The following is a 23,538-nucleotide window of genomic DNA, read 5'->3' on the forward strand; positions in this document are numbered from 1 at the left end:
CCGCGCACCAGCCGAAGGAGTGCTGATGCACCCCGCCACCACCGCCACCCGCCTGGTCACGCACCTCGCCGACCTCGGCCCGGTCGCCGTCGCCTTCTCCGGCGGTGTGGACTCCGCCCTGGTCCTGGCCGCGGCCGTGCGCGCGAGTGGCCCGGACGCGGTGCTCGCGGTCACCGGCGACTCCGCCAGCCTCGCCGCGGCCGAACGAACGGCAGCGGCCGCGTTCGCCCAAAGCCTCGGCGTCCGCCACCTCACCCCCGGCACCACCGAGCTCGACCACCCCGGCTACGCCGCCAACGGGCGCGACCGCTGCTACTTCTGCAAGTCCACGGTCCTCACCGCGATCACCGAGGTCGCCCGCGAGCACGGCTTCACCGCCGTCGCGACCGGCACCAACGCCGACGACGCGCGCGACCGGTTCCGGCCCGGCATCCGGGCGGGGGACGAGATCGGCGTGCACACCCCGTTGCGGGAGCTGCGGATGACCAAGGCCGACGTGCGCGCGGTCAGCCTGCACTGGGGGCTGGGCACGTGGGACAAGCCGGCGCAGCCGTGCCTGGCGAGCCGGGTGCGGTACGGGCTCGCGATCACGCCCGCGCGGCTGGCCAGGGTGGAACGGGCCGAGGTGGCGGTGCGCGCCTGGCTCGCCGGTGCCGGTACGCCGTCGCGGGACCTGCGGGTGCGCGACCTCGGTGGGGTCGGGCGGGTCGAGCTCGATCCGACGCTGGTCGAGCTGCCGCAGGTCAGGGTGGGGGTGGCCGAGGTGGTGAAGGACGCGGGGTTCGACGGTGCCGAGGTCGCGGAGTTCCGGTCGGGGGTGCTCAACCTCGAGTGAGCAGCCGGTCGACCAAGTCGTGCCAGCCCGCCTCCACCCGCTCCACCGCCGTGCCGTGCACGCGGACCAGGTGGTCGACCAGCACCAGGTCCACGGAGGCCAGCAGCGTGTGGGCGAGCAGTTCGGCGTCGGCCTCCGGGAGCAACGTGCGCACCAGCGCCACGACGTGGGCGTGCCGCAGCCGCTTGGCCGGAACCGCGTACCGGCGGCCAGCGGTGGGTTCCGCGGCCAGGTAGAGGTCGAGGTGGGTGCGTTCGTGGCGGAGCAGGGCCGGGCCGAACGCGTGCAACCGGTCGGCTGCGGGCGCGCCGGAGCCCAGTGGTGGCCGGCCGGTCAGGAACTCCTCCTGGAACTGCCGCTCCGCGTGGTCGAGCAGGGCCAGCAGCAGGCCACCGCGGTCGCCGAAGCGCCGTGACACCGTGCCCTTGCCGACGCCGGCCGCCGCCGCGACCGCCTCCATCGTGAGCGCCGCCGCGCCGCGTTCGGCCGCCAGCCGCGCCGCCGCCTCCAGCAGCCGCGCCTGGTTGCGCACCGCGTCCGCACGCAGGGGTTTTCCCGCCCCGACGAGGGGCAGGGGTGTGCTGTCGATCACCTCCGCAGCCTAACCCGGAAGATAACCGGGACGCGTCCCGTTTAATCGGGTGACCCTGTACGACCTGCACCCCCAGGAGCTCTTGATGGCCGTTCGCATCCTCACCCTCGTCGGCAGCCTCCGCGCCGGATCGCACAACCGCAGGCTCGCCGAGGCCGCCGTGCAGATCGCGCCGGAGCACGTCGAGGTCGAGCTGTTCAACGGGCTGGACGCGGTGCCGTTCTACAACGAGGACATCGACGTCGAGGGCACCGTGCCCGCGCAGGCCGCGAAGCTGCGCCAGGCCGCGCAGGACGCCGACGCCCTGCTGCTGGTCTCGCCCGAGTACAACGGCACCATCCCCGCGGTGCTGAAGAACGCCATCGACTGGCTGTCCCGGCCCTACGGCGCGGGCGCGCTGGCCGGCAAGCCGGTCGCCGTCGTCGGCACCGCGTTCGGCCAGTACGGCGGCGTGTGGGCGCAGGACGAGGCCCGCAAGGCCGTCCGGATCGCCGGCGCCGAGGTCGCCGAGGACCTGACGCTGTCCATCCCGGGCTCCGTGGTCCGCTTCGCCGAGCTGCACCCGGTCGACGACCCCGAGGTCACCGAGAAGCTCGGCGCGGTCATCGAGGGTCTGGCCGCCCGCACCGGCGTCACCGTCTGACGAACCCACCTCGGCCGCGGTACCCCTCACGAGGTACCGCGGCCGAGTCGTGTCACGCGCAGGCGGACCGGTTGAGCGCGACCGCCGCGGGCGCGCTCGCCGTGCCGTTGGCGGTGAAACCGAGCGACACGGCCGCTCCCGCCGCCAGCGACGGGCTGTGCGCCGGCGCCGTCACGGTGACCGTGGTGCCGCTCTGGCTGAAGGTGCCGTTCCAGCCGCTCACGATCGTGGCCCCCGCGGGCAACGAGAACGTGACCGTCCACGGGTTCGCGGCGCTCGAAGCCGTGTTGGTCACGGTCAACGCGCCCTGGAACCCGCCCTGCCACGAGTTGTCGAGCTTCCACGCGCTCCGGCAGCCGCCCGTGCCGCCACCGGTGGTGGTCGTCGTGGTGGTCGTGACCGGCCCGCCGGCCGGTGGGACCAGGTACGGCTGCAGGATGCTCTGCTTCGCCTGGTTGACCGTGGTCCAGTCGTCGCCGACGATGCCGCCCGTGTCACCGCTGTTCGGGTTCCACGACCAGTACGTGAACGACATGCCGGTGACGCCGGTCCCGGTGTGGGCCATGAGGTGCTCCAGCCACACCTTGTCGACCGGGTTGGCGAGCGTGGTGCCGAACTCGCCCATCATGATCGGCGCGATGTCCTGCTTGTACAGGTAACCCCAGTACCTGTCCCAGATCGCCGGCATGTTCGCCGGGTAGTCCGGAGCGCTGAACCACGGCTGGTCGTAGACCGAGGTGGCGTACTCGTGCGGGGAGTAGACGAGCCGGCCGGGAACGGACAGCCGCACCGGGAACTGGCCCGCCCTCGACAGGTTCCCGCCCCACCAGCCGCAGTCCTCGTCGTTGGTCGGGTCGCCGTCCCACACGTTCGACAGCCCGCCGCTCGGGCAGCTCACGCCCTCGACGAAGATCAGCCAGTTCGGCTGCACGGCGAGGATCGCGTTGCCCGCGCGTTCCGCGGCCAGCCGCCAGTCGCGGGCGGTGTCACCACAGCCCCAGCACGCGCCGGTCGCCGCCGGGTTCGTGCCCTCGGCGTGCGGCTCGTTGTGCAGGTCCGCGCCGATGACCGTGGTGTTGCCCGCGTAGCGCTGGGCGAGCATCTTCCAGTCGTTGATCCAGGTGCTCTCCGGGACGCCCGCCGTGTACCAGAGGGCGGTCTGCCCCGCGCTCGTCGGCCGGTGCCGGTCGAGGATGACGCGCATCCCCTTCTGCCCCACGTGGTCGATGACCTTGTCGAGGATCTGCAGCGGGGACAGGCCGATGAGGTCGGGGTTGGTGTAGTCGTTGATGCCGGTCGCCTTGGCGTCGGCCTTCAGCGCGTCGTTGGAGAACGGGATCCGCAGCGTGTTGTAGCCCAGCTGCGCCATCTGGTCGAGCTGCTGGCGCCACGTCCGGCTGGCCCACAGGCCGTGGAAGGTCTTGTTGTCGGTCTCCATCCCGAACCAGTTGATGCCGGTCAGCCGGACCGTCGCACCCGTGCTGTCGAGGATCTTGCTGCCGCTGGTGTGCAGGTAACCCGTGCCCGTGCCGCCCGCCGCCGCGGCCGTGACCTGTCCGGCGGCGCCGGCGGCGACCACCCCGCTCACGGCCACCGCGGCGGCGAGCACCGCGCCGGCGATCCTGTTGTGCCGCTTCATCCGTTCTCCTCCGAGCAACCGCGCGTGGCTCATGCCGCGGTGCGGCAGAGCGTTCCGTTGAGGGTGAAGGCCGTCGGCAGGACGTTCGGGCCGGTGTAGGCGCCCACGAAGCCCGTCGAGACGGTCGCTCCCGGTTCGATCCGGGAGGTGCCGGTGACCGTGACCGCGGTCCCGGTCTGGTTCCACGTCGCGTTCCAGCTCGACGACACCTGCTGCAACGCCGTGGGCCAGCGGAACGTCAGCGTCCAGTCGGCCACCGGTGCCGTGCCGTCGTTGGTGATGTCGACGGAACCGACGAACCCGCTGCTCCAGTCCGTCACGTTGCCCATCCGCACCGAGCAGGTGCTCGTGGCCGGGCTGCCGGTGGTGATCGTGAGCGGGGGAGAGGACCACGACAACCGCCCGGCCCCGTCGCGCGCCAGCACGTTCACCGCGTAGCGGCTGCCGGGGTCGAGGTTCCGCACGGTCAGCTCGGTCCCGGTCGTCTCGCCCCACTGCTCGCTGGTCGTGCCGAGCTGGCGGTGGACCTCGTACTTCACGCCACCGGGCACCGCGGGCCAGCTGATCGTGGCGGTCCGGTCGGTGACCGCGCTCGCCACCGGCTGTCCCGGTGCCGGCGGCAGCGCGCTCGCCGCCGCCGGCTTCAGGACGAGGGTCGTGAGCGAGAACGGCGGCAGCGTCCGGCTGGTCGCGGTGCCGTCGGCGGTGGTCACGACACCGTTGGCGCCGTTGGTGAACGTGTGCACGGTGGGCGTGCTCGCGGACGGCGTGTACCCGGCGTAGTCGATCGCGACCGTGCGCGCGTTGTCCGGGTCGGCGTTGAGCAGCAACACGGCGAGGTCGCCGTTGGGCCTGCGGACCGCGTGCGCCCGGACCGACGGGTCACCGGAGCCGGCGCGGACGAGCTGGTCGCCGGGCCGTGCGAACAACCCGAGCACCTTGAGCGCGTGGTAGGGCGCGAACGGCGTGTTGAGCGGTGGTTCGCAGGCGCCACCGGGCAGGCAGGTGCCGCTGGAGAGCAGGCCGAAGTCGTGGAAGTCGGGTTGACCGGCCACAGTGGACGCCGTCTCCGCCCCGTTGTGGGTGTTCCACCAGTCGACGGTGAAGACACCGTTCTCCAGCAACGAGGTGTAGGCCTCCGCGGCGAACAGCGCGCCCGGCTGGGTGTTGCGGCCGTAGGTGGTGTTGAGCTCGGTCATGGCGATGCCCAGCCGGTCCGGGTCCGGTCCCGCGTACCTGGTGATCTGCTGGCGCAGCAGGTAGGTCATGTCGGCGATCTGGTCGGTGCTCGCGAGGGTCTGCGCGGCCGTCGACCCGCTCGGGTACCAGTGCACGACCACGAAGTCCACGTGCGGTCCCGCGATCGAGAGCACCGTCTGGTTCCAGCTCGCCGCGTCCCCGGTGCCGACGATGCCGTCCGGCCAGTTCGCGGGCGTGGTCAGCACGGCACCGACCTTGACCGTGGGGTCGACCGCTTTCATGGCCTGCGCGAACGCGACCGTCTCCCGCGCGTACCCGGCCGGGCTCTTGTCGGGGTGGTCGTCGGCCTCCCACGCGGAGCCGTAGTGCCCGTTGCCGTAGAGCTCGTTGCCGATCTCCCAGTACTTCACGCCGTAGCCCTTGGTGACGTTGGCGTAGCGCACCCAGTCCGCGGCCTCCTGCGGAGAACCGGTGCCGTAGTTGGCGATGACGATCGGCTGCGCCCCCGCGCGGCGGACACCGGCCATGAACGTGTCGAAGTCGGTGTTCGGCGCGACGTACCCGCCGGGCGCCGTGTGGCTCTCCCAGTGGTAGATGTCGCCGTAGGAACCGCCGGGGTAGCGCATCATCCGCACGCCCGCGTCGCCGAGCAGGCCGGACACCTCGGGAGTGCCGAGCTGGCTGTCCCAGATGGCGTGGTTCACGCCGAGCGCGGTCTCGGGAACGGTGGCGAGACCGGCCTTGGCGTTCACGACGACCGTCGCGTCCGCGGGTGGGCCGGTCGGCGGTGGCGCCGCGGTGGCCACCGCGGGCAGGCAGGCCGCGACGAGCGCGGAGATCAGGAGGAGCCGGCGTCTTGCCATGCGCATCACGTCCTCGGCGACGGATCTGGGAGCGCTCCCAGGTTCGTTGTCCGAACGGCCGGGGACAAGACGGCGTTCGGAGTCTTCGCCGGAGGGCTACCGCCGCTCAGTCCACATTCGACGGTCGATTCGACTCGAAGGCGGCCCGAGCGGTCCCAGGTCGCGAATCCCGCTCACCGCACGTCACTGCTCCGGTTCCGACGCGTCCCGGCCCGGCCGGTTCTCCTGCTACCAGGCCATGATTCACCGCCGGCCCTCGTCGGTGACGTGGTGGCCGAGGTGGTCGCCCACCGGTGCCCGGAGCAGCTCTGCGGAGTCGTCCCCCGAGCCGTTCGCCACCCGGGCGGATCAGGCGCTCGACCTGCGCACGAGCGAGGTGGGCAGCAACATCGAGAGGGGGAGCTTCTCCTCGCCCGCCAGTTCGGCGAGCAGCCGCCAGGTCATGGTGCGGCCGAACTGCTCCAGGTCCTGGCGCACGGTGGTGAGCGGCGGCACCGCGGTCGAGGCGAGCACCGAGTCGTCGAACCCGACCACCGCCACGTCGGTGGGGATGCGGTAGCCGCGGGCCTGGAGGACGCGCAGGGCACCCAGCGCCATGATGTCCGCCGCCACGAACACCGCGTCGAGGTCGGGTGCCCTGCGCAGCAGCTCCTCCATCGCCAGTGCACCGGCCTCCGGCGTGAAGTCGCTGTGCACCACCAGCGAGACGGCCATGCCGTGTTCGGCGAGCCCGCACCGCCACCCGCTGAGCCGGTCCATGCCGACCGCCATGTCGCGCGGGCCAGCGATCGTGGCGATCTTCTCGCGGCCCAGCGAGACGAGGAACCGCACGGCCTCCAGCGAGCCGTTGAAGTTGTCCGAGTCGACGAACGGGACGGTGCCGCCCGCGAGGGGGCGGCCGCCCACCACGATGGGCAGCCCCGCCTCGTGCAACGTCCGCGGCAACGGGTCCTCGCCGTGCAGGCTCACGACGAGCGCCCCGTCCACGTGCCCACCGGTGAGGTAGGCCACCTGGTCCTGGCCGTCCAGCGGCTGGTTCATCATCAGCAGCAGCTGGACGTGCCGTCCCGCGAGCTCGGCGTGCACCCCGCGCAGCACGCCGGCGAAGAACGGGTCCGCGAGGACCCGGCTGCCCTGCTCGGAGATCACCAGCGCGATCGCGTTGGCCTTCGAGCCCGCCAGCGTGCGCGCGGCGTGGTTGGGGCTGTAACCGAGCAGGGCGATCGCGCGGTGCACGGACTGGCGCGATCGCTCGCTCACGTACTTCTCGCCGTTGATGACCCGCGAGACGGTGGACTTCGACACCCCGGCCACGCGCGCCACTTCCTCGATGCGCGGGCCGGGGCGACGGGTCCGTTCGGTCATGAGACGGCGACCAGCGCGTTGTCGCGGGCCACTCGGGAGAACCACCTCGCACTCATCTTCGGCGTGCGGATCTGCGTCGCGTAGTCGACGTGGACGATGCCGAACCGCTTCGCGTACCCCTCTGCCCACTCGAAGTTGTCCAGCAGCGACCAGCAGAAGTAGCCGCGCAGGTCGACCCCCGCCTCGATGGCCGCGTGCGCCGCGCGCAGGTGCGACGCGATGAACCCGGTGCGGTCGACGTCGTCGATGGCGCCGTTGCCGGAGAAGTCGTCGCGGAACGCCGCACCGTTCTCGGTGATGTAGAGCGGCAGGCGCGGGTAGTCGTGGTGCAGCCGCAGCAGGACGGCGGTGAGACCGTCCGGGTGCACCTCCCAGTCCATGTCGGTGCGCGGGGCGTCCCGGCGGGGGAACGACGCGTGCTGCACGCCGACCCACGGCGACGGCGCGCTGTCACTGCCGTTCGGCGACGCGCTGACGTAGTGCTCGGAGTAGTAGTTCACGCCGAGCATGGCCATCGGTGCCGAGATCACGGCGAGGTCGCCGTCGCGCACGTGGTCGCTGAACCCGAACGGTTCGAGGTCCGCGACGATGTCGGCGGGGTACTCGCCGCGCAGCAACGGGTCCAGGAAGATCCGCTGCTGCAGCCCGTCGAGCCGGCGCGCGACGTCGAGGTCGGCCGGGTCGCTCGGGTCGACGGGGATGATCGGGTACATGTTGAGCGTGATGCCCACCTTGGCGTCCGGCACCGCGGTGCGGATCGCCTCGGCCGCGAGCCCGTGGCCGAGCAGCAGGTGGTGCACCGCGGCGACCGCGGCCTTCGGGTCGGTGATGCCGGGGGCGTGGACACCCGAGGCGTACCCGAGGAAGGCCGAGCACCAGGGCTCGTTCAGCGTCGTCCAGGTGCCGACCCGGTCACCGAGCGCCTCCACGGTGGCGGCGGCGTAGTCGGCGAACCGGTACGCGGTGTCGCGGTTGGTCCAGCCGCCCGCGTCCTCCAGCGTCTGCGGCAGGTCCCAGTGGTACAGCGTCGGCCACGGGGTGATGTCGTGCGCGAGCAGCGTGTCCACGAGCCGCTGGTAGAAGTCGAGGCCCTTCTGGTTCACGTCGCCGCCGTCCGGCCGCACCCGCGGCCAGGCGATCGAGAACCGGTAGGCCTTCAGGCCGAGCTCGGCCATCATGGCCACGTCCTGCTCGAACCGCCGGTAGTGATCGGCAGCGGGTTCACCGCAGTCGCCGCCGACGACCTTGCCGGGTACCCGGCAGAAGGTGTCCCAGATGGAGTCGGTGCGGCCGTCGACGGCCGTGGCACCCTCCACCTGGAACGCCGCGGTCGCAGCGCCCCACAGAAAACCCTGCGGGAAAACAATGTTCTCCATTTTCACCCCTTGACGGCGCCCTGCATCACACCGGCGACGATCTGCCGCCCGAGCACGAGGAAGACGATGAGCACCGGAACCGTCGCGAGCGTGGTCCCGGCGAGGACGAGCGAGTAGTCGACGTAGTAGCCGCTCTGCAGCTTCTCCAGTGCGACCTGGAGCGTCGGGTTGTCGGCGTTGAGCACGACGAGCGGCCAGAGGAAGTCGTTCCACGACTGCATGAACGTGAACACGCCCAGCATCGCGGCGGCCGGCCGGGCCGCGGGCAGTGCGACGTGCCAGAACGTGCGCCACAGGCTGCAGCCGTCCATCCGCGCCGCCTCGACGAGCTCGTCGGGGATGGCGTCGAGGAGGAACTGCCGCATCCAGAACACGCCGAACGCGGTGACCAGGTTCGGCACGATCACGGCCTCCAGCTCACCGGCCCAGCCGAACTCGGCCATCGCCATGTAGAGCGGGATGATGCCGAGCTGGGTCGGCACTGCCAACGTTGCCACCACGAACAGGAACAGCACGCCCCGGCCGCGGAACCGCAGCTTGGCGAACGCGAAACCGGCGAGCGTCGACAGCAGCACCACCGACAGCGTCACGGTCCCGGACACGATGAAGCTGTTGGCCAGCGCCTTCCAGAACGGGACCGTGTCGAACACCCGCACGGCGTTGGACCAGAAGTTCCCGCCGGGCACCAGCGTGAAGTCACCGGTCAGCACCGAGTTGTCGCGGCTCGCGACGAGGAACGACCAGTAGAACGGGAACGCGGAGCCGAGCACGAACGCGGCGAGGATGCCGTAGATCGCGAAGGACGGTCGCTTCGTCATTTGACGGCCCTCCTGGTGAGGAAGAAGTTGAGGACCGCGACACCGATCACGACCAGGAACAGCACCCACGCGATGGCGGAGGCGTAGCCGAGGTCGAGCCCCTGGAAGGCCGACTGGTAGAGGTAGAGCACGACGGTCTGGTACTGGTGCTCCGAACCGCCGCCGCTGCCGCCGGAGGGCTCGAACAGCTTCGGCTCGGTGAAGATCTGCAGGCCACCGATCGTCGAGGTGACGATCACGAAGATCAGCGTGGGCTTCAGCATCGGGAGCGTGATGCTGAAGAACCGCCGCAACGCGCTCGCGCCGTCCACCAGTGCCGCCTCGTACACGTCGCGCGGGATCGCCTGCATCGCGGCGAGGATGATCAGCGCGTTGTAGCCGGTCCACCGCCAGTTGACCATCGAGGCGATCGCGACGTGGCTGCCGAAGGTGCTGGCCTGCCAGTCGATCGGGCTGATGCCCAGCAGGCCGAGCACGTCGTTCACCAGGCCGTACTGCGGACCGAACAGGTTGCCGAAGATGATGGTCAGCGCCACGAGGCTCGCCACGTAGGGCAGCAGCACGCCCATTCGCCAGCCGGTGCGGGCGCGCAGGTTGGCGTTGAGCAGCGCGGCGATCACCACCGCGACGACGATCTGCGGGACGCTCGAGAGCAGGAAGATGCTGAACGTGTTGAACAGCGCGTTCCAGAACTGGTCGTCCTCGAACAGCGTCCGGTAGTTCTCCAGGCCGATGAACAGCGGCTCGTCGGCGCCCACCTCCCAGTCGAACAGGGAGACGTAGGCGGTGTAGAGCAGCGGGAACAGCCCGATGGCGCCGAAGAGCACGAAGAACGGTGCTACGAACAGGTAGGGCGAGACCTTGGCGTCCAGGTTGGACAGCCGGTACCGCCGCGGAGGCCGCGGGCCAGCCTCCTGCGCTGGCCCGCGGTCCACCTCGGAGAGAGTGGCGGTCACTACTTGGCCGCCTTCTGAGCGCCTTCGACGGCGGCCTTCCAGGCCTCCTCGGCGTTCTTGCCCTGCTCGACCGACTGCAGCGCCGGGCTGAACACGGTCTCCTGGATCTGACCGTCGGCCGGGCCCTTGTACTGCGCGGCCTTGATCTTCTTGGCCTGGGTCGCGAACAGCGCGCCGGCCTTCACGTCACCGAAGTAGGCGTTGGTCTGCTCCAGCAGCTCCGGCGCGTCGAGCGCCTTGACCTGGCTGGGGAAGGTGCCCTTGGCCTTGAACGCCTTGATCTGCTGCTCCGGCGCGGTCAGCCACGCGGCGAAGCTCGGCGGCCTTCTTGGCGTTCTTGCTCTGCTTCGGCACGGTCAGGTACGAACCGCCCCAGTTGCCGCCACCGTTCGGGAACGCGTCGGTGACCGCCCACTTGCCCTTGTTCTCCGGACCGGCCTGGGTCTCGACGACGCCGAGCATCCACGACGGGCAGGTCTTGGTGGCGAACTTGCCGAGCTTGAAGCCGGTGTTCCACTCGGGGCTGAACGCCCCGAGCCGCGCCGACTGCCCCTTCGCGACGGCAGCGGTCACCGTCGTCCAGTCCTTCTTGATGTCGGCGTTGGTGTCCACGACGAGCTTGTCGGACTTGTCGTAGTAGCCGGTCTCGAGCTGGTTGTGCATGGCGTTGTAGACCTGGGCCGCGCTGTCGAACCACGCGACGCCCGGGACCTTCGCGATGAAGGTGTCACCGGCGGCGAAGTAGCTGTCCCACGTGGCGAAGAGCGCCTTGACGCCCTCGGGGTCGGACGGCAGACCGGCCTGCTCGAACAGGTCCTTGCGGTAGCACATGGCCAGCGGACCGATGTCGGTCCCGTAGCCCATGAGCTTGCCGTCCTTGGTGGTGATCGCCTCGGTCTTCCACTTCAGCCAGCGGTCGTCCTCGATCTTCGGGCCGATCTCCTTGAGATCGTTGAACTGCCCGGCCTTCGACATGAACTGGCTCAGGTAGCCCTCTTCGACGCCCTCGATGTCCGCGAGGCCAGACCCGGCACCCAGCTTGGTGAACAGGTTCTGGTGGTGCGGCTGACCCTGACCGGTCTTGCGCTGCGTGATCTTGACGTCCGGGTGGGCTGCTTCGTACTCCTTGAACAGCTCCTCGTACCCGAACTCGTTGAACGTGGCGATCGTCAGCTCGGTCTTGCCGTCTGCGGACTGAGTGGCGCCGCCGGAACCGCAGGCGGTTGTGGCGGCGGCGGACACGGCGGCACAGATCAGCACGCTGACCCAACGGTGTCGCACGGGAGAACTCCTCTGGTCTCGGCGGGCGGATTCTGGGAGCGCTCCCAGGTGCCGAGGAGTGTCGTACTGGTGTCGAGAGTGTGTCAAGACACACTCCGGCCCGGATCAGGCAGTTCCGGCCCTGTGGAGGGGGATGACCTCGGGGTTCGGGGTGCAGGTCACAATCGGGAAAACTGGGAGCGTTCCCGGAAAGATGTCGTTTGGGTTAACGCTCCGTGCGGGTACAGGTACGGACCGCTTCAACCGGCCCGCGACCGGTTGGCGCAGCAGGGGTTGCGGCGGGTGGTGCAGGCGGCGTGGGCCGGGGTGGAGCGGGGGTCGCTCGAATGCGCGGCGTGCCGTCCGGTCCGCGAACGTCCGGTGCGCGCTCACGGCTCGGACCGCGCCGCCGCTCGCGTCAGGCGCTCACGGCTCAGGCCGCGCCGCTGTTCGCGTCAGGCGCTCGCGCCGGCCGTGACTCCTCAGCCGCCCCTGCGGCCCGTCGGCCTACGCGCTCGCCCGCCGCACCAGCGACGTCGGCAGCAACAGCGACGGCGGCAACCCCGCCTCCCCGGCCAGCTCCCCGAGCAACCGCCACGTCAGCGTCCGTCCCAGCTGCTCCACGTCCTGCCGCACCGTCGTGAGCGGCGGGGTGGCCGTGGACGCCAGCAGCGAGTCGTCGAACCCCACCACGGCCACGTCCTGCGGCACCCGGCGGCCACGCGCGTGCAGCACCCGCAACGCGCCCACCGCGATGATGTCCGCCGCCACGAACACCGCGTCGAGGTCCGGTGCGCGGTCGAGCAGGTCGGCCATGGCGGTCGCGCCGCTCTCCGGCGTGAAGTCCGCCTCCGCCACCAGGTCCGCGGGCAGCCGCGCCTCGCCCAGGCCGCGGCGCCATCCGCTCAGGCGGTCCTGGCCGGCCGCCATGTCGCGGGGGCCGGTGACCGTCGCGATGCGGCCGCGCCCGAGCGACACCAGGTGGCGGGCGGCCTCCAGGCCGCCGGTGAAGTTGTCCGAGTCGACGAACGGGACGCCCGCCGAGCCGAGGGGGCGGCCACCGACGACCACGGGCAGGCCCAGCTCGTGCAGGCGGTGGGGGAGCGGGTCGTCGCCGTGCAGGCTCACCAGCAGCGCGCCGTCGACGTGGCCGCCCGCGAGGTAGGTGACGAGGTCGTCGTGGTCCTGCGGGCGGCTCAGCATCAGCAACAGCTGGACGTGGCGGCCGGCGAGCTCGGCGTGCACACCCCGCAGGACGCCCGCGAAGAACGGGTCGCCGAGCACGCGGCTGCCCTGTTCGGAGACGATCAGCGCGATGGCGTTGGCCCGGTTGCCCGCGAGGGTCCGCGCAGCCTGGTTCGGGCTGTAGCGCAGGCGGGTGATCGCGTCGTGCACGGCGTCGCGGGACTTCGCCGACACGTACGGCTCGTCGTTGATCACGCGGGAGACCGTCGACTTGGACACCCCTGCCAGTCGCGCGACCTCCTCGATGCGCGGGCCCGGTCGGCGCTGCCGGTCGATCTCCGTCATGCGCTCATCGTAGGAGTGGGCACGTGCCAGTTCGAAAACGGGCGAAACACCCGTGGGAGCGCGTCCCCGGCACGACGTTGTGCCGGGGACGCGGCGGGAGCCGGCCGGAGGCCGGGGTTGGGATCGGCGCGGAACGCCTGGGCGCGCAGAACGCCCCGCACCGAAGCTCGGTCAGGGTTCGGCACCCCACGACAGCGCGCCGCCCGAGTAGCCGGTGACCCGGTCGAAGTCCGACAGCGCGCTGCTGACCCGGTAGCTGTGGTCGTCGCTCTGGTCGAAACCGGACCAGTCGGACTTCGCCACCCGCACCTGGATCTCACCGGTGCCCGCACCGGCGGCGAGGCTCCCGGACGCGAACGACACCTCGACGTAGGCGTCCGCACCCGGCCGGGCCGTCGCCAGCTTCACCACGCGCAGGGTGACGTTGGCGCACCCGATCTGCGCCCAGTCGCACCACACCTGGTAGCCGGCCGCCGCCGAGTCGCCCGTGAACCAGTACCGCGCGGTCGTCGTGCCCAGGCCCACGGCGGTCGTGCCGCGGTTCGTCAGCTGCAGCGCGGCGGTGATCTGGTTGGACCGGGCGGCGCTCGAACCCTTGTGCTGCACGGTCAGCGTGCTGCGAACACCGGGCAACGTCCTGGTGCTCACCGGCGTGCTCGCCGCGGAGACGTTGCCCGCCGCGTCCCTGGCCCGCACCGCGAACGAGTACGCCGTGTCCGGCGTGAGGCCGGTCAGCAGCAGGCTCGTCGTGCTGCTCGACCCCACGACCGTGGTGCCGTCGAGCACCTCGTAGCCGGTGACGCCGACGTTGTCGGTCGAGGCGGTCCAGCCCAGCGTCACGCTGGAGCTGCCGGCACCGGACGCGGTCAGTCCACCCGGGACGGACGGCGCCTCGCTGTCCTCGACACCGCCGCCGCCGGGCTCCTGGCCCCACACGATCCGGCCGTCCTGGCGCAGCACGAGCCGGTCGGTCTGCGCGACCGTGTTGCCGCTGCCGAGGCCGACGTAGGACCAGTCGTTCGCCGGGTCCCACGTGCCGGCGCTGGTGATCCGGAACTGGACCTCCTTGCGGAACGCGGACTGCCCGGCCGGTGCCACACCGGTGCACGCGATCTCCACGTAGTACACCGCGCCCCGGTACTGCGCGGGCGGGCTCGCGGCACCGCACTGGTTGTAGTTCGTGGTGACGCTGATCTGGCTCGGCGTCGTGGCGCCGTCGAGCGTGAAGTAGTAGCGCAGCGAGCCGTTGAACGTCCTGGCCGGCCACGCGGTCTTGTTCAGGATGAACGCCTTGACCTCGGTGAACTGGGTCGCGGCCTGGTTCACCGACGCCTGCACGGTCAGCTCGGGGCCGTCGGGCGCCTCGGTCACCGGGAAGTTCGCCAGCGGGGTGCCGCCGTACTCCTGGTACAGCCGGGCCAGCGCCCCGGTGAAGCCCGCGTTGTAGTCGAGCGCGACCTCGTTCATCACGTAGTCGCTGCGGCTGTCGGTGTAGGCGTCGTTGTTCGTGCTGGGCCCGCCGACCAGCGCGCCGTAGAGCACGTGCCGGCTGACGGCCGGCTCCTGGATGGTGTCGGCCCACGACCCGTGCGCGGTGCGGTGGTGCGGGTTGCGCGGCGGATTGGTGCCGAAGCCGACGACGTAGCTCGCGTTGCGCGGGTTGTCGCCCAAGGCGTAGTTCACCTGCCGCACGCCGAAGTCGTGGTAGGTCTTGGCGCGCGTGCTGTCGCGAGTGGACAGCCAGTCCGAGTAGACCAGGGCGGCGAACGCCGTGTTGGCGGCGTAGCGCAGCGAACCCCAGCTGTCGAGCACCGCCTGGCCGCCGGGGGAGTAGCGCACTCGGTTGCCGTTGTAGCCGGTGGTCCAGAAGTCCAGCCACCGGTTGGCGTCGGTGACGTAGACCTGCTCGCCGGTCAGCTTCGCCATCAGCACGTACGCGCCGTAGGACTTGTCGTCCCACGCGATCGTCCACTTGTAGGAGCGCTCGGTGCTCTGCTGCTCCGTGCTGAGCTTCAGGTACTCGGTCTTCGCCTTGGCCAGGTAGCTCGCGTCACCGGTCGCGCGGTGCAGCCAGATCGCACCCCACACCAGCTCGTCCTGGTAGCCGCTCCACGAGTTGTAGAAGCTCGCCGCGTCCGTGATGCAGGAGCTGTACTTGCCGCGGTAGGTGTCGGCGAACGAGTACAGCTGCTTGGCGTGCGTCAGCAGGGTCGCCGCGTAGGCCGGGTCGGTGTCCTTGAAGACCATCGACGCCGACGCCGTGGCGGCCGCGTACTCGCCGGCCAGGTCGGAGCCGGGGCAGGAGGCGTCGACCTTGTAGGAGGGCCGTGCCATCGGCATGACCTCGGCCGAGCCCCACCACGCGTGGTCGGGGTTGCCCGCGCCGACCTGGCCGTAGACGACGTTGGGCGACGGGTGCGCCTTGATGATCCAGTCGGTGCCCCAGCGGAGGTTCGACATCAGGTGCTGCAGCTGGCCGGAGCTCGCGTAGGCGGCGCGGTTCTCCACGGCGCCCCAGGCGAGCATCGACATGCTGAACGCGAACGGCAGCCCGAACTTCACGTGGTCGCCCGCGTCGTAGAAGCCACCGGACAGGTCGAGGCCGACGTCGGAGCCGTCGCGCAGCGCCGAGTCCGCGCGCCAGCTCACCCGGTTGTCCTGCGGCAGCTTGCCCGACCGCTGGGCGTCGTAGAACCAGACCGACTTCTGCAGCGCCTCGGCGTAGTTGAACGCGGGGGCGGCCGTCGCGCCCGGCACCAGCGGACCGGTCAGCGCCACGAGCAGGGCGACGAGCGCGGCTGTCGCAGCTCTCGACATGCGACCGTGCATGTGGGCCTCCGTTGGCAGGGGGAGAGATTCTGGGAGCGCTCCCAGGTCCGGGACTGTAACGGTCACGAAACCGCTCCGACAGACCTCCGGTGCTGATTTCTTCACACATTCGGCCGTTTGCCGCAACTTTCGCTTAACGCCCGCGTGCTCATTTCGATCATGATTGCTAAGGCCGTCCCTGAAATGGCTCAGTGGCAACAAAAATCCGGCGACCAAGCGTGACCGGAACTCGTCGCCGCAGCTCCGCCGCTGCTCGCATCGCGTGAACGAACGGCATTTCGCCGATCACGCGAAGTGCAATGTGAGGTTCGCTTTCGTATCGACCACAGTTCGACAGGTCTTCCCGACCGGCGGTTGGCGTGGTTACAGTCCGGCCACCGACTGGGAGCGCTCCCAGTCCATGATCCAGGGGTCGAACAGGGCGCGGATCGCCACGGTGCGGCGTCGTGGCGGGCTGCGACGGCCCCTTTCGAGCACTCCCTCCGAGCGTGCGGTTCGGAGGGGGTGCTCCTGGACCGCGCCGCCGAGCCCGGGAGGTGTGCCATGAGCGGATTCCGCGATCGGCTGCAGGCGATCCGCCGTGGAGGTGCGGCGCTGGCGGCGGCACTCGTGGCGGTGGCCGGCACGGCGGGGCTGGCGGCGGTCACCCCCGCGGCGGCGGCACCCGGCTGCAAGGTCGACTACACCGTCCCCAGCCAGTGGTCCGGCGGCTTCACCGCGAACGTGGCGATCACGAACGTCGGCGACCGGGTCGACGGCTGGCGGCTGACCTGGACGTGGCCGTCCGGGCAGCAGGTCAGCCAGGCCTGGAACGCGACCGTCACCTCGACGGGCAGCCAGGTCACGGCCGTGAACGCGGGCTACAACGCGGTGATCGAGCCGAACGCCAAGGTGTCCTTCGGGTTCAACGCCAGCTCGTCCGGGGCGAACACCCCGCCCGCGTCGTTCGCGCTCAACGGCGTCACCTGCACCGGCGCCCCCGTCACCACGACGACCACGACCACGACCACCGGGAACCCCGTGCCCGGCGACGCGATGGCCCAGGTGGCCGCGATGCAGCCGGGCTGGAACCTCGGCAACACGCTCGACTCGACCGGCGCCGACGAGACGTCGTGGGGCAACCCGCGGGTCACGGAGGCGTTGCTGGACAACGTGAAGGCGCAGGGCTTCAAGAGCATCCGCATCCCGGTGACGTGGGGCCAGCACCTGGGCGCCGCGCCGGGGTACACCATCGAGGCGGCGTACCTGGCCCGCGTCAAGGAGGTCGTCGGCTGGGCGCTGGCCGACGGCTTCCACGTGCTGATCAACATCCACCACGACTCGTGGCAGTGGATCAACACCATGCCCGCGGACCGCACCGGGGTGCTGGCGAAGTACAACGCGATCTGGACGCAGCTCGCGACCGCGTTCAGGGACTCCCCGGCGCGGCTGGTGTTCGAGAGCGTGAACGAGCCGCAGTTCACCGGCAGCTCCGGTGACGCGCAGAACGCCCAGCTGCTGCACGAGCTGAACGCCTCGTTCCGAGACATCGTCCGGCGCTCCGGCGGCGGCAACACCGCCCGCCTGCTCGTCCTGCCCACCCTGCACACCTCGTCCGAGCAGGCCCGGCTCGACGAGCTGACCGCGTCGCTGACGACCTTCAACGACCCCAACATCGCCGCGACCGTGCACTACTACGGCTACTGGCCGTTCAGCGTGAACGTCGCCGGCGGCACGCACTTCGACGCCACCGCCCAGAAAGACCTGACGGACTCGTTCGACCGCGTCCACAGCACGTTCATCGCACGCGGCATCCCGGTGATCCTCGGCGAGTACGGCCTGCTCGGCTTCGACCGCCACATCGGCACGATCGAACAGGGCGAGAAGCTCAAGTTCTTCGAGTACTTCGGCCACTACGCCCGTGCCAAGAAGATCACCACCATGCTCTGGGACAACGGCCAGCACCTCGGCCGCACGTCGTTCCAGTGGAGCGACCCCGAGCTGGTCGCGCAGATCAAGTCGAGCTGGACCACGAGGTCCGGCACGGCCTCCACGGACCAGGTGTTCAGCGCGAAGTCGAGTGCGATCAGCGCCAAGACCATCACGTTGAACCTCAACGGGACCACGTTCAGCGGCCTGCGCCAGGGCACCACCGAGCTGGTGCGCGGCACCGACTACACCGTCTCCGGCGACCAGCTCACCCTGACCGCGTCCGCGCTGACCCGGCTGAGCGGCTCCCGCGCCTACGGCACCAACGCGACGATCACCGCGCACTTCTCCCAGGGCGTGCCGTGGCGGATCAACCTGGTCACCTACGACCCGCCGGTGCTGCGGAACGCGACCGGCACGACCGCCGCGTTCGCCGTCCCGACCGCGTTCCGCGGCGACCTGCTCGCCACCATGGAGGCCAAGTACGACGACGGCTCGAACGCGGGCCCGCACAACTGGACCTCCTTCAAGGAGTTCGACCGGACGTTCGCGCCGGACTACACCGCGGGCACCACCACGTTCACGCCGGAGTTCTTCGCCGAGGTCACCGACAACCGCCGCGTCACGCTGACGTTCCACTACTGGAGCGGCGCGAAGGTGACCTACTACGTGACGAAGTCCGGCAGCGCGGTCACCGGCACTGCCGCGTGACCCCGGCCGCCCGGGCCGCGCGACGCGACAACGCGGCGAACGCGTCGCGCAGCTCGGGCGGGCCGACCACCTCGACCTCGATGTCGAACCGCAGCAGCCGCGCGGCGAGGGCGGCCCACGACCAGGACCCGGTGACCAGCCGGGTCCGCCCGTCGCCGAGCTCCTCCGCGGTGTCGTCCCCGGCGAACGGCGCGACCTCGGCGACCGGCAGGTCCAGCACGACCTCGCCGCGACACGGCCAGCCGGGCGCGTCCGACCCCTTGAACCGCGCCGACAGGAACGCGCCGACGTCACCGCCGGGCACCTCCCGCGGTGTGAACCGCGGCCCGTTCGGCACCCGCAGCACCATCCGGTCGGCCCGGTAGGTCCGCCAGTCCTCCCGCTCCGCGCTCCACCCGACGACGTACCACCGCCCCGCCCGGCTCACCAGGTGGTGCGGCTGCACCCGCCGCGGCGGCCCGCCGGCGTCCGGACGGCCCGGTGCGCGGTAGTCGAACCGCAGCTCCTCCCGCGCCCTGATCGCACTGCTCACGGCGAGCAGCACCCCGGTGTCCACCTGCGGTCCGGCGCCGGCCGTCCCGACCTCCAGCACGTCGACCCGCCGCCGCAACCGGGACGGCAGCACCTGCCGCACCGTGACCAGCGCCCGTGCTGCGGCCTCCTCGATGCCCGCACCCGTCCCGACCGCGATCCGCAGCGCCACGGCCAGCGCGACCGCCTGCTCCTCGTCGAACAGCAACGGCGGCACCTCGCTGCCCGCCTCCAGCCGGTACCCGCCGTCGGGTCCCTTGACCGCGTGCACGAGGTAGCCCAGCTCCCTCAACCGGTCGACGTCACGCCGCACGGTCCGTTCGCTGACGCCCAACCGGCCGGCGAGCAACCCGCCCGGCCAGTCGCGGCGGACCTGCAGCAGCGACAGCAACGACAGCAGGCGCGCGGACGTCGTCGTCGAGGGGGAAGTCGGCATGAATCCACTCTCGCACAAGTAGCGGACGTTCCCTGTCCGCTACTACCGGCATTGTCGTCCTCAACGCCGGAGACCTCCGGCACGGAACCACTCGCACAGGGGACGTCGATGTCGCTCAACGCAGTCACCCACCTGAACTTCCGCGGCCAGGCGCGGGAGGCCCTGGAGTTCTACGCCTCCGTGTTCGGCGGCAAGGCCACCATCGCCACCTACGGCGACTTCGGCATGCCCGCCGACCTGCCCGGCGCGGACAGGGTGGTGTTCGGCCAGGTGGTCGCGGACAACGGCTTCCGCGTCATGGCCTACGACGTGCCCGGTGCGGACGAGCCGGTGTCCGGTGCGGGCACGACCCGCCGTGAGAACGGCACCACGATCACCACCGAGCCGTTCTTCCTGTCGGTGCGCGGCGAGACCGTCGAGGAGGTCCGCGGCCACTGGGACGCGCTGGCCGACGGCGCCACCGTGGTGGAGGAGTTCGGGCCCGCGCAGTGGGCGCCGGCGTTCGGGATGCTGACCGACCGGTTCGGCGTCACCTGGATCCTGGACGTCGCAGCCGCCTACTGACCGCCCCGCATCTGCAAGTACCACCAACCCATGATCAAACCGCCGCTGACCACACCCAACCTGTTCGCCGTCCGTCGAACACGTGTGCGGGACGGCGAGTTGGTGGTGGAAAAGTGCTTGTTGACGTTGAGTTGGTGGTACTTGCAGACGCCGGTGAGCGGTCTCCGGCGAGAACCGTGCGGCTAGGCGCGGGGGACGGGGTCACTTCTCCTCGGGCTGCTCCTTGCCGCTGCCGCGCAGCGAACCGGGGTGCGCCTTGACCGACGGGTCGTTGCGCGTCTTGACCAGGCTGGCCACGGTGACGACCACCAGGATCGAGATGATCACGCCCAGGCTGAGCGGAGTGGGCACCTCGGGCACGCGCGGGTCGATGTCGACGTGCGCCCAGTGCAGGATCAGCTTCACGCCGATGAACGCGAGGATGATCGCGAGACCGGCCGACAGGTACACCAGGCGGTCGAGCAGGCCCTTGACGAGGAAGAACAACGCGCGCAGGCCGAGCAGTGCGAACGCGTTGGCGGTGAAGACGATGTAGGGCTCCTCGGTCACGCCGAACACCGCGGGGATCGAGTCGAGCGCGAACAGCAGGTCCACGCCACCGATCGCGACCAGCACGACGAACAGGGGAGTGGCCATCCTGCGGCCTTCGACGCGGGTGAAGATCTTGCCGCCCACGTAGTCGTCGGTGACCGGCAGCAGCTTGCGGGCCGTGGTGACGACGACGTTGTTCTCGACGTCGGGGTCCTCGTTGCGGTGCCGGAACAGCTGGATCGCCGTGTAGATCAACAGCAGGCCGAACAGCAGGAACATGAACGAGAACAGCGAGAGCAGCGTGGCGCCGACCGCGATGAAGATGCCGCGCATGATCAACGCCAGCACGATGCCGAACGTCAGCACCTTGTGCTGGTGCTCCTCGGGCACCAGGAACGTGGTCATGATGATCACGAACACGAAGAGGTTGTCGACCGACAGGCTCTTCTCGACGATGTAGCCGGCGAAGTACTCCGTGCCGGGGCCACCGCCGTGCGTGAGCATGAACCAGACGCCGAAGCCGACCGCGACCAGGATGTAGAACACCGACCACAGGCTGGCCTCGCGGAACCCGACCTTGTGCGGGCGGGCGGCGGCGAGCACGAGGTCGACCGCCAGCAGGACGACGATCACCCCGATCGTGACCGCCCACGTCAGTCCGCTGATCTCAAGCACAGGTGCCCTCTCCTCTGGTGGTCGATTTGTCTGAATTGGACGTTACCGGATCGTGCGTATCCTCGGCTGGTGGACTTGGTGAACGTGCTCACGAACAGGGTCGTCGTGCTCGACGGCGGGCTGTCGACCGCGCTGGAGCAGGCCGGTCACGACCTGTCCGACGAGCTCTGGACGGCCCGCCTGCTGCTCTCCGACCCCGACGCGGTCAGGGCGGCGCACGCCGGCTACCTCCGCGCGGGCGCGGACGTCGTGATCACCTCCAGCTACCAGGCCTCGTTCGAGGGGTTCGCCCGCCGCAGTCTGACCGATGAGCAGACCGTCGGCTTGATGAAGGCCAGCGTGTCGATCGCCCGATCCGCCGCGTCCGAAGTGGACGGCCCCCGCTGGGTCGCCGCGTCGGTGGGCCCGTACGGCGCGGTGCTGGCCGACGGCTCGGAGTACCGCGGCCGCTACGGCAGGACCACCGACGAGCTGGAACGGTTCCACCGCCGCCGCATCGAGGTGCTCGCCGACGCCGGACCCGACCTGCTCGCGGTCGAGACGATCCCGGACGCGCAGGAGGCGGAGGCGGTCCTGCGGGTGGTCGCGGGCAGCGGCGTGCCGGCGTGGCTGTCCTACAGCGTGCGCGACGGGAAGACGTGCGCGGGCCAGTCGCTGGAGGAAGCGTTCGGCCTGGTCAAGGGCATCGACGAGGTCGTGGCCGTGGGCCTCAACTGCTCAGCGCCCGAGGAGGTCGCCGGAGCCGTCGCCACCGCCCGCGCGGTGACCGGGCTGCCGGTCGTGGTCTACCCGAACACCGGCGAGCAGTGGAACGCCGCCGCACGCGCGTGGTTCGGCGGCGTGGAGTCGTTCGCGGTGACGGAGTGGGCCGAACAGGGCGCACGCCTCATCGGCGGCTGCTGCCGCGTCGGCCCGGCGGGCATCGCCGAGATCGCCCGCGCTCTCCGCTGAAACCGCATCAACGGGCATGGGCGGTCGTGTAGGGAAAATGTAGACCTGCTCGGAAAGCTGATGAGCGTTGTGCGAGCAAATCAGTGAAGTGACCTTCGGTATCTGGTTGCGGGAAACGGAATGGCAATGCGTTCTTCTGTTGTCTCATTCTGTTGCCCGCGGTGACACGAACACCAGAGATGGGATGGTTCAGCCGTCATGCAGAAGGACCAACGAAAAGGCCTGCTCCGCAGGACGTGGCGCATCACGGGCGGGACCGCGAAATCTTCGCCGCGGTTCGTCCAGCGGGTTTTCTCCCTCCTCGTGATCGCGCTGCTGGCCGCCGCGACCCCCGCCGCGGTCCCCGCCGCCGCGGCCGGTGAGCTTCCCGGTGGGCGGGCCAACTTCGTGGTGTCAACCGGAAGCCTCACCACCGGCTCGACCGCCAACTGGTTCCGGCTGGGCACCTACGCGTTCGACGCGGCCACCGGGAAGGTGTCAGCGAGCATGTACGTGTGGGAGCAGACGAAGCCCACTCAGCGGACCGGTATCGGGGTCACACCGGACTCGTCGTGCTCGTCCACCGATCCGAAGGCGACCGACAAGGTCCGCCCGTGCGAGATCATGACGGCGGGTGGGTTCACCGGCGCTCCTGACGACGTCCGGCAGGGCACCTACGTGCTGGGCACCCAAGATGGCAAGCAGACCGTCACGATCACCTGGTCGCCGACCTGGACGGACAAGTGGTCAGTGGACACCCAGCAGGCGCTGGCGCGGTTGAACTTCGTGAGTTCCACGCGGGTCAACAGCGGTTATGGCTACGGCAGCAACGCGGCGCTGACCGACCGTCGTGCGATGTCGAGCGTGCAATCGCACCAGGGTGGTCTCCGTTATGTCGGAAAGGGCTGGACGGCTGGTACGGCGAGCGATGTGACCAGTTCGTTCGCGGTCGGCTCCTTCACCGCCTGCACGACGGTGACCTGGTGCCTGACCTATTTCCAGCCTTCGTCGACGAAGGTGTGCCAGGCGGCCGGTGGCTGCCCGCATTACGGCGGCGGCACCCCGGCGAACGTCAGCTCCCTGCAGTACTACCTCGGCCGGGTGAACTCAGGCGACCGCCGCGACGCGCTGTGGCACTGGTGCACTTGCCTGGCGATGGAACGCGACGAGCCGTGCTACACCGGTAATTCGCACGTGAAGCCGTTGTTGCAGATCCTCGACGACAGCGGCACGTTCCGCGGCTGGGTGGGCGTCGAGGGCTCCTTCTCGACCAACGGCGTGCGCAACAGCGACATGCTCGCCGTCTTCGTCCAAGCCGACTGGGTCGCTTGACCGGTGCCCGGGGG

The 23,538-nt window shown here is 70.3% G+C and carries 17 protein-coding genes and 1 pseudogene; 6 read left to right on the top strand and 12 right to left on the bottom strand.

What is annotated here, in order from left to right; all coding sequences use genetic code 11:
- Positions 1-25: 25 nt before the first annotated feature.
- Positions 26-835, top strand: a complete 810-nt coding sequence (gene larE, locus ACVDFE_RS23475) for an ATP-dependent sacrificial sulfur transferase LarE (RefSeq protein ID WP_458431858.1) — start codon at positions 26-28, stop codon at positions 833-835.
- Here larE and ACVDFE_RS23480 read toward each other — a convergent pair.
- The gene (locus tag ACVDFE_RS23480) at positions 822-1,427 is read right to left on the bottom strand and encodes a TetR family transcriptional regulator (protein ID WP_360389256.1); all 606 of its coding nucleotides are present in this window, start codon (positions 1,425-1,427) and stop codon (positions 822-824) included. The genes larE and ACVDFE_RS23480 overlap by 14 nt on opposite strands.
- Before the next feature lie 85 nt (positions 1,428-1,512).
- Between ACVDFE_RS23480 and ACVDFE_RS23485 the strand changes: the two genes are divergently transcribed.
- Positions 1,513-2,070 carry an NADPH-dependent FMN reductase gene (locus ACVDFE_RS23485; protein WP_360389253.1) on the top strand — a complete coding sequence of 186 codons (558 nt, stop codon included), beginning with the start codon at positions 1,513-1,515 and terminating at the stop codon, positions 2,068-2,070.
- 52 nt (positions 2,071-2,122) lie between these two features.
- On the opposite strand, the gene ACVDFE_RS23490 is transcribed toward ACVDFE_RS23485, so the two are convergent.
- The 9 genes and pseudogenes from ACVDFE_RS23490 to ACVDFE_RS23530 all read right to left on the bottom strand — a co-directional run bounded on the left by ACVDFE_RS23490 (position 2,123) and on the right by ACVDFE_RS23530 (position 15,894).
- Positions 2,123-3,709, bottom strand: coding sequence for a cellulase family glycosylhydrolase (locus tag ACVDFE_RS23490; RefSeq protein WP_458431859.1), 1,587 nt, complete (start codon positions 3,707-3,709; stop codon positions 2,123-2,125).
- Positions 3,710-3,738: 29 nt separating this feature from the next.
- Positions 3,739-5,772 carry a cellulose binding domain-containing protein gene (locus tag ACVDFE_RS23495; RefSeq protein WP_458431860.1) on the bottom strand — a complete coding sequence of 678 codons (2,034 nt, stop codon included), beginning with the start codon at positions 5,770-5,772 and terminating at the stop codon, positions 3,739-3,741.
- Positions 5,773-6,120: 348 nt separating this feature from the next.
- Positions 6,121-7,137 (bottom strand): LacI family DNA-binding transcriptional regulator, encoded by a 1,017-nt coding sequence (locus tag ACVDFE_RS23500; RefSeq protein WP_360389244.1) that lies wholly within the window; start codon positions 7,135-7,137, stop codon positions 6,121-6,123.
- Complete coding sequence (locus ACVDFE_RS23505) at positions 7,134-8,513, bottom strand: GH1 family beta-glucosidase (RefSeq protein WP_360389241.1); 1,380 nt, start codon at positions 8,511-8,513, stop codon at positions 7,134-7,136. Before ACVDFE_RS23505 ends, ACVDFE_RS23500 begins: the two co-directional genes overlap by 4 nt.
- A 2-nt stretch (positions 8,514-8,515) precedes the next feature.
- A complete protein-coding gene (locus ACVDFE_RS23510; RefSeq protein WP_360389238.1) occupies positions 8,516-9,331 on the bottom strand; it encodes a carbohydrate ABC transporter permease in 816 nt (271 codons plus the stop codon).
- A complete protein-coding gene (locus tag ACVDFE_RS23515) occupies positions 9,328-10,266 on the bottom strand; it encodes a carbohydrate ABC transporter permease (protein ID WP_360389235.1) in 939 nt (312 codons plus the stop codon). Before ACVDFE_RS23515 ends, ACVDFE_RS23510 begins: the two co-directional genes overlap by 4 nt.
- Before the next feature lie 20 nt (positions 10,267-10,286).
- A pseudogene (locus ACVDFE_RS23520) lies at positions 10,287-11,568 on the bottom strand (ABC transporter substrate-binding protein).
- A gap of 486 nt (positions 11,569-12,054) precedes the next feature.
- Positions 12,055-13,077, bottom strand: coding sequence for a LacI family DNA-binding transcriptional regulator (locus tag ACVDFE_RS23525; RefSeq protein ID WP_458431861.1), 1,023 nt, complete (start codon positions 13,075-13,077; stop codon positions 12,055-12,057).
- Positions 13,078-13,248: 171 nt separating this feature from the next.
- Positions 13,249-15,894 (bottom strand): glycoside hydrolase family 9 protein, encoded by a 2,646-nt coding sequence (locus ACVDFE_RS23530; protein WP_458431862.1) that lies wholly within the window; start codon positions 15,892-15,894, stop codon positions 13,249-13,251.
- 555 nt (positions 15,895-16,449) lie between these two features.
- Here ACVDFE_RS23530 and ACVDFE_RS23535 point away from each other — a divergent pair.
- Positions 16,450-18,525: a cellulase family glycosylhydrolase gene (locus tag ACVDFE_RS23535; RefSeq protein ID WP_458431863.1), complete on the top strand. Its 2,076-nt coding sequence runs from the start codon at positions 16,450-16,452 to the stop codon at positions 18,523-18,525.
- Here the strand turns inward: ACVDFE_RS23535 and ACVDFE_RS23540 are convergent.
- On the bottom strand, positions 18,506-19,492 hold the full coding sequence (locus ACVDFE_RS23540) for a helix-turn-helix transcriptional regulator (RefSeq protein ID WP_458431864.1): 987 nt from the start codon (positions 19,490-19,492) through the stop codon (positions 18,506-18,508). The two genes, ACVDFE_RS23535 and ACVDFE_RS23540, sit on opposite strands and share 20 nt — an antisense overlap.
- A gap of 108 nt (positions 19,493-19,600) precedes the next feature.
- On the opposite strand from ACVDFE_RS23540, the gene ACVDFE_RS23545 reads away from it, so the two are divergent.
- Complete coding sequence (locus ACVDFE_RS23545) at positions 19,601-20,056, top strand: VOC family protein (RefSeq protein WP_458431865.1); 456 nt, start codon at positions 19,601-19,603, stop codon at positions 20,054-20,056.
- Positions 20,057-20,257: 201 nt separating this feature from the next.
- On the opposite strand, the gene ACVDFE_RS23550 is transcribed toward ACVDFE_RS23545, so the two are convergent.
- Entirely contained in the window at positions 20,258-21,262 is a 1,005-nt protein-coding gene (locus ACVDFE_RS23550; RefSeq protein WP_458431866.1) for a TerC family protein, read from the bottom strand.
- Positions 21,263-21,331: 69 nt separating this feature from the next.
- Between ACVDFE_RS23550 and mmuM the strand changes: the two genes are divergently transcribed.
- Positions 21,332-22,213 carry a homocysteine S-methyltransferase gene (gene mmuM, locus ACVDFE_RS23555; RefSeq protein ID WP_458431867.1) on the top strand — a complete coding sequence of 294 codons (882 nt, stop codon included), beginning with the start codon at positions 21,332-21,334 and terminating at the stop codon, positions 22,211-22,213.
- Positions 22,214-22,411: 198 nt separating this feature from the next.
- Positions 22,412-23,524, top strand: a complete 1,113-nt coding sequence (locus ACVDFE_RS23560) for a hypothetical protein (protein WP_360389209.1) — start codon at positions 22,412-22,414, stop codon at positions 23,522-23,524.
- Positions 23,525-23,538 lie beyond the last annotated feature (14 nt).

Source organism: Lentzea chajnantorensis (assembly GCF_054300775.1).

Coding starts and splice junctions, on each gene's coding strand:
- larE (WP_458431858.1), top strand. CDS start 26: ATGCACCCCGCCACCACCGCCACCCGCCTGGTCACGCACCTCGCCGAC.
- ACVDFE_RS23485 (WP_360389253.1), top strand. CDS start 1,513: ATGGCCGTTCGCATCCTCACCCTCGTCGGCAGCCTCCGCGCCGGATCG.
- ACVDFE_RS23490 (WP_458431859.1), bottom strand. CDS start 3,709: ATGAAGCGGCACAACAGGATCGCCGGCGCGGTGCTCGCCGCCGCGGTG.
- ACVDFE_RS23495 (WP_458431860.1), bottom strand. CDS start 5,772: ATGGCAAGACGCCGGCTCCTCCTGATCTCCGCGCTCGTCGCGGCCTGC.
- ACVDFE_RS23500 (WP_360389244.1), bottom strand. CDS start 7,137: ATGACCGAACGGACCCGTCGCCCCGGCCCGCGCATCGAGGAAGTGGCG.
- ACVDFE_RS23505 (WP_360389241.1), bottom strand. CDS start 8,513: ATGGAGAACATTGTTTTCCCGCAGGGTTTTCTGTGGGGCGCTGCGACC.
- ACVDFE_RS23510 (WP_360389238.1), bottom strand. CDS start 9,331: ATGACGAAGCGACCGTCCTTCGCGATCTACGGCATCCTCGCCGCGTTC.
- ACVDFE_RS23525 (WP_458431861.1), bottom strand. CDS start 13,077: ATGACGGAGATCGACCGGCAGCGCCGACCGGGCCCGCGCATCGAGGAG.
- ACVDFE_RS23530 (WP_458431862.1), bottom strand. CDS start 15,894: ATGTCGAGAGCTGCGACAGCCGCGCTCGTCGCCCTGCTCGTGGCGCTG.
- ACVDFE_RS23535 (WP_458431863.1), top strand. CDS start 16,450: ATGAGCGGATTCCGCGATCGGCTGCAGGCGATCCGCCGTGGAGGTGCG.
- ACVDFE_RS23540 (WP_458431864.1), bottom strand. CDS start 19,492: ATGCCGACTTCCCCCTCGACGACGACGTCCGCGCGCCTGCTGTCGTTG.
- ACVDFE_RS23545 (WP_458431865.1), top strand. CDS start 19,601: ATGTCGCTCAACGCAGTCACCCACCTGAACTTCCGCGGCCAGGCGCGG.
- ACVDFE_RS23560 (WP_360389209.1), top strand. CDS start 22,412: ATGCAGAAGGACCAACGAAAAGGCCTGCTCCGCAGGACGTGGCGCATC.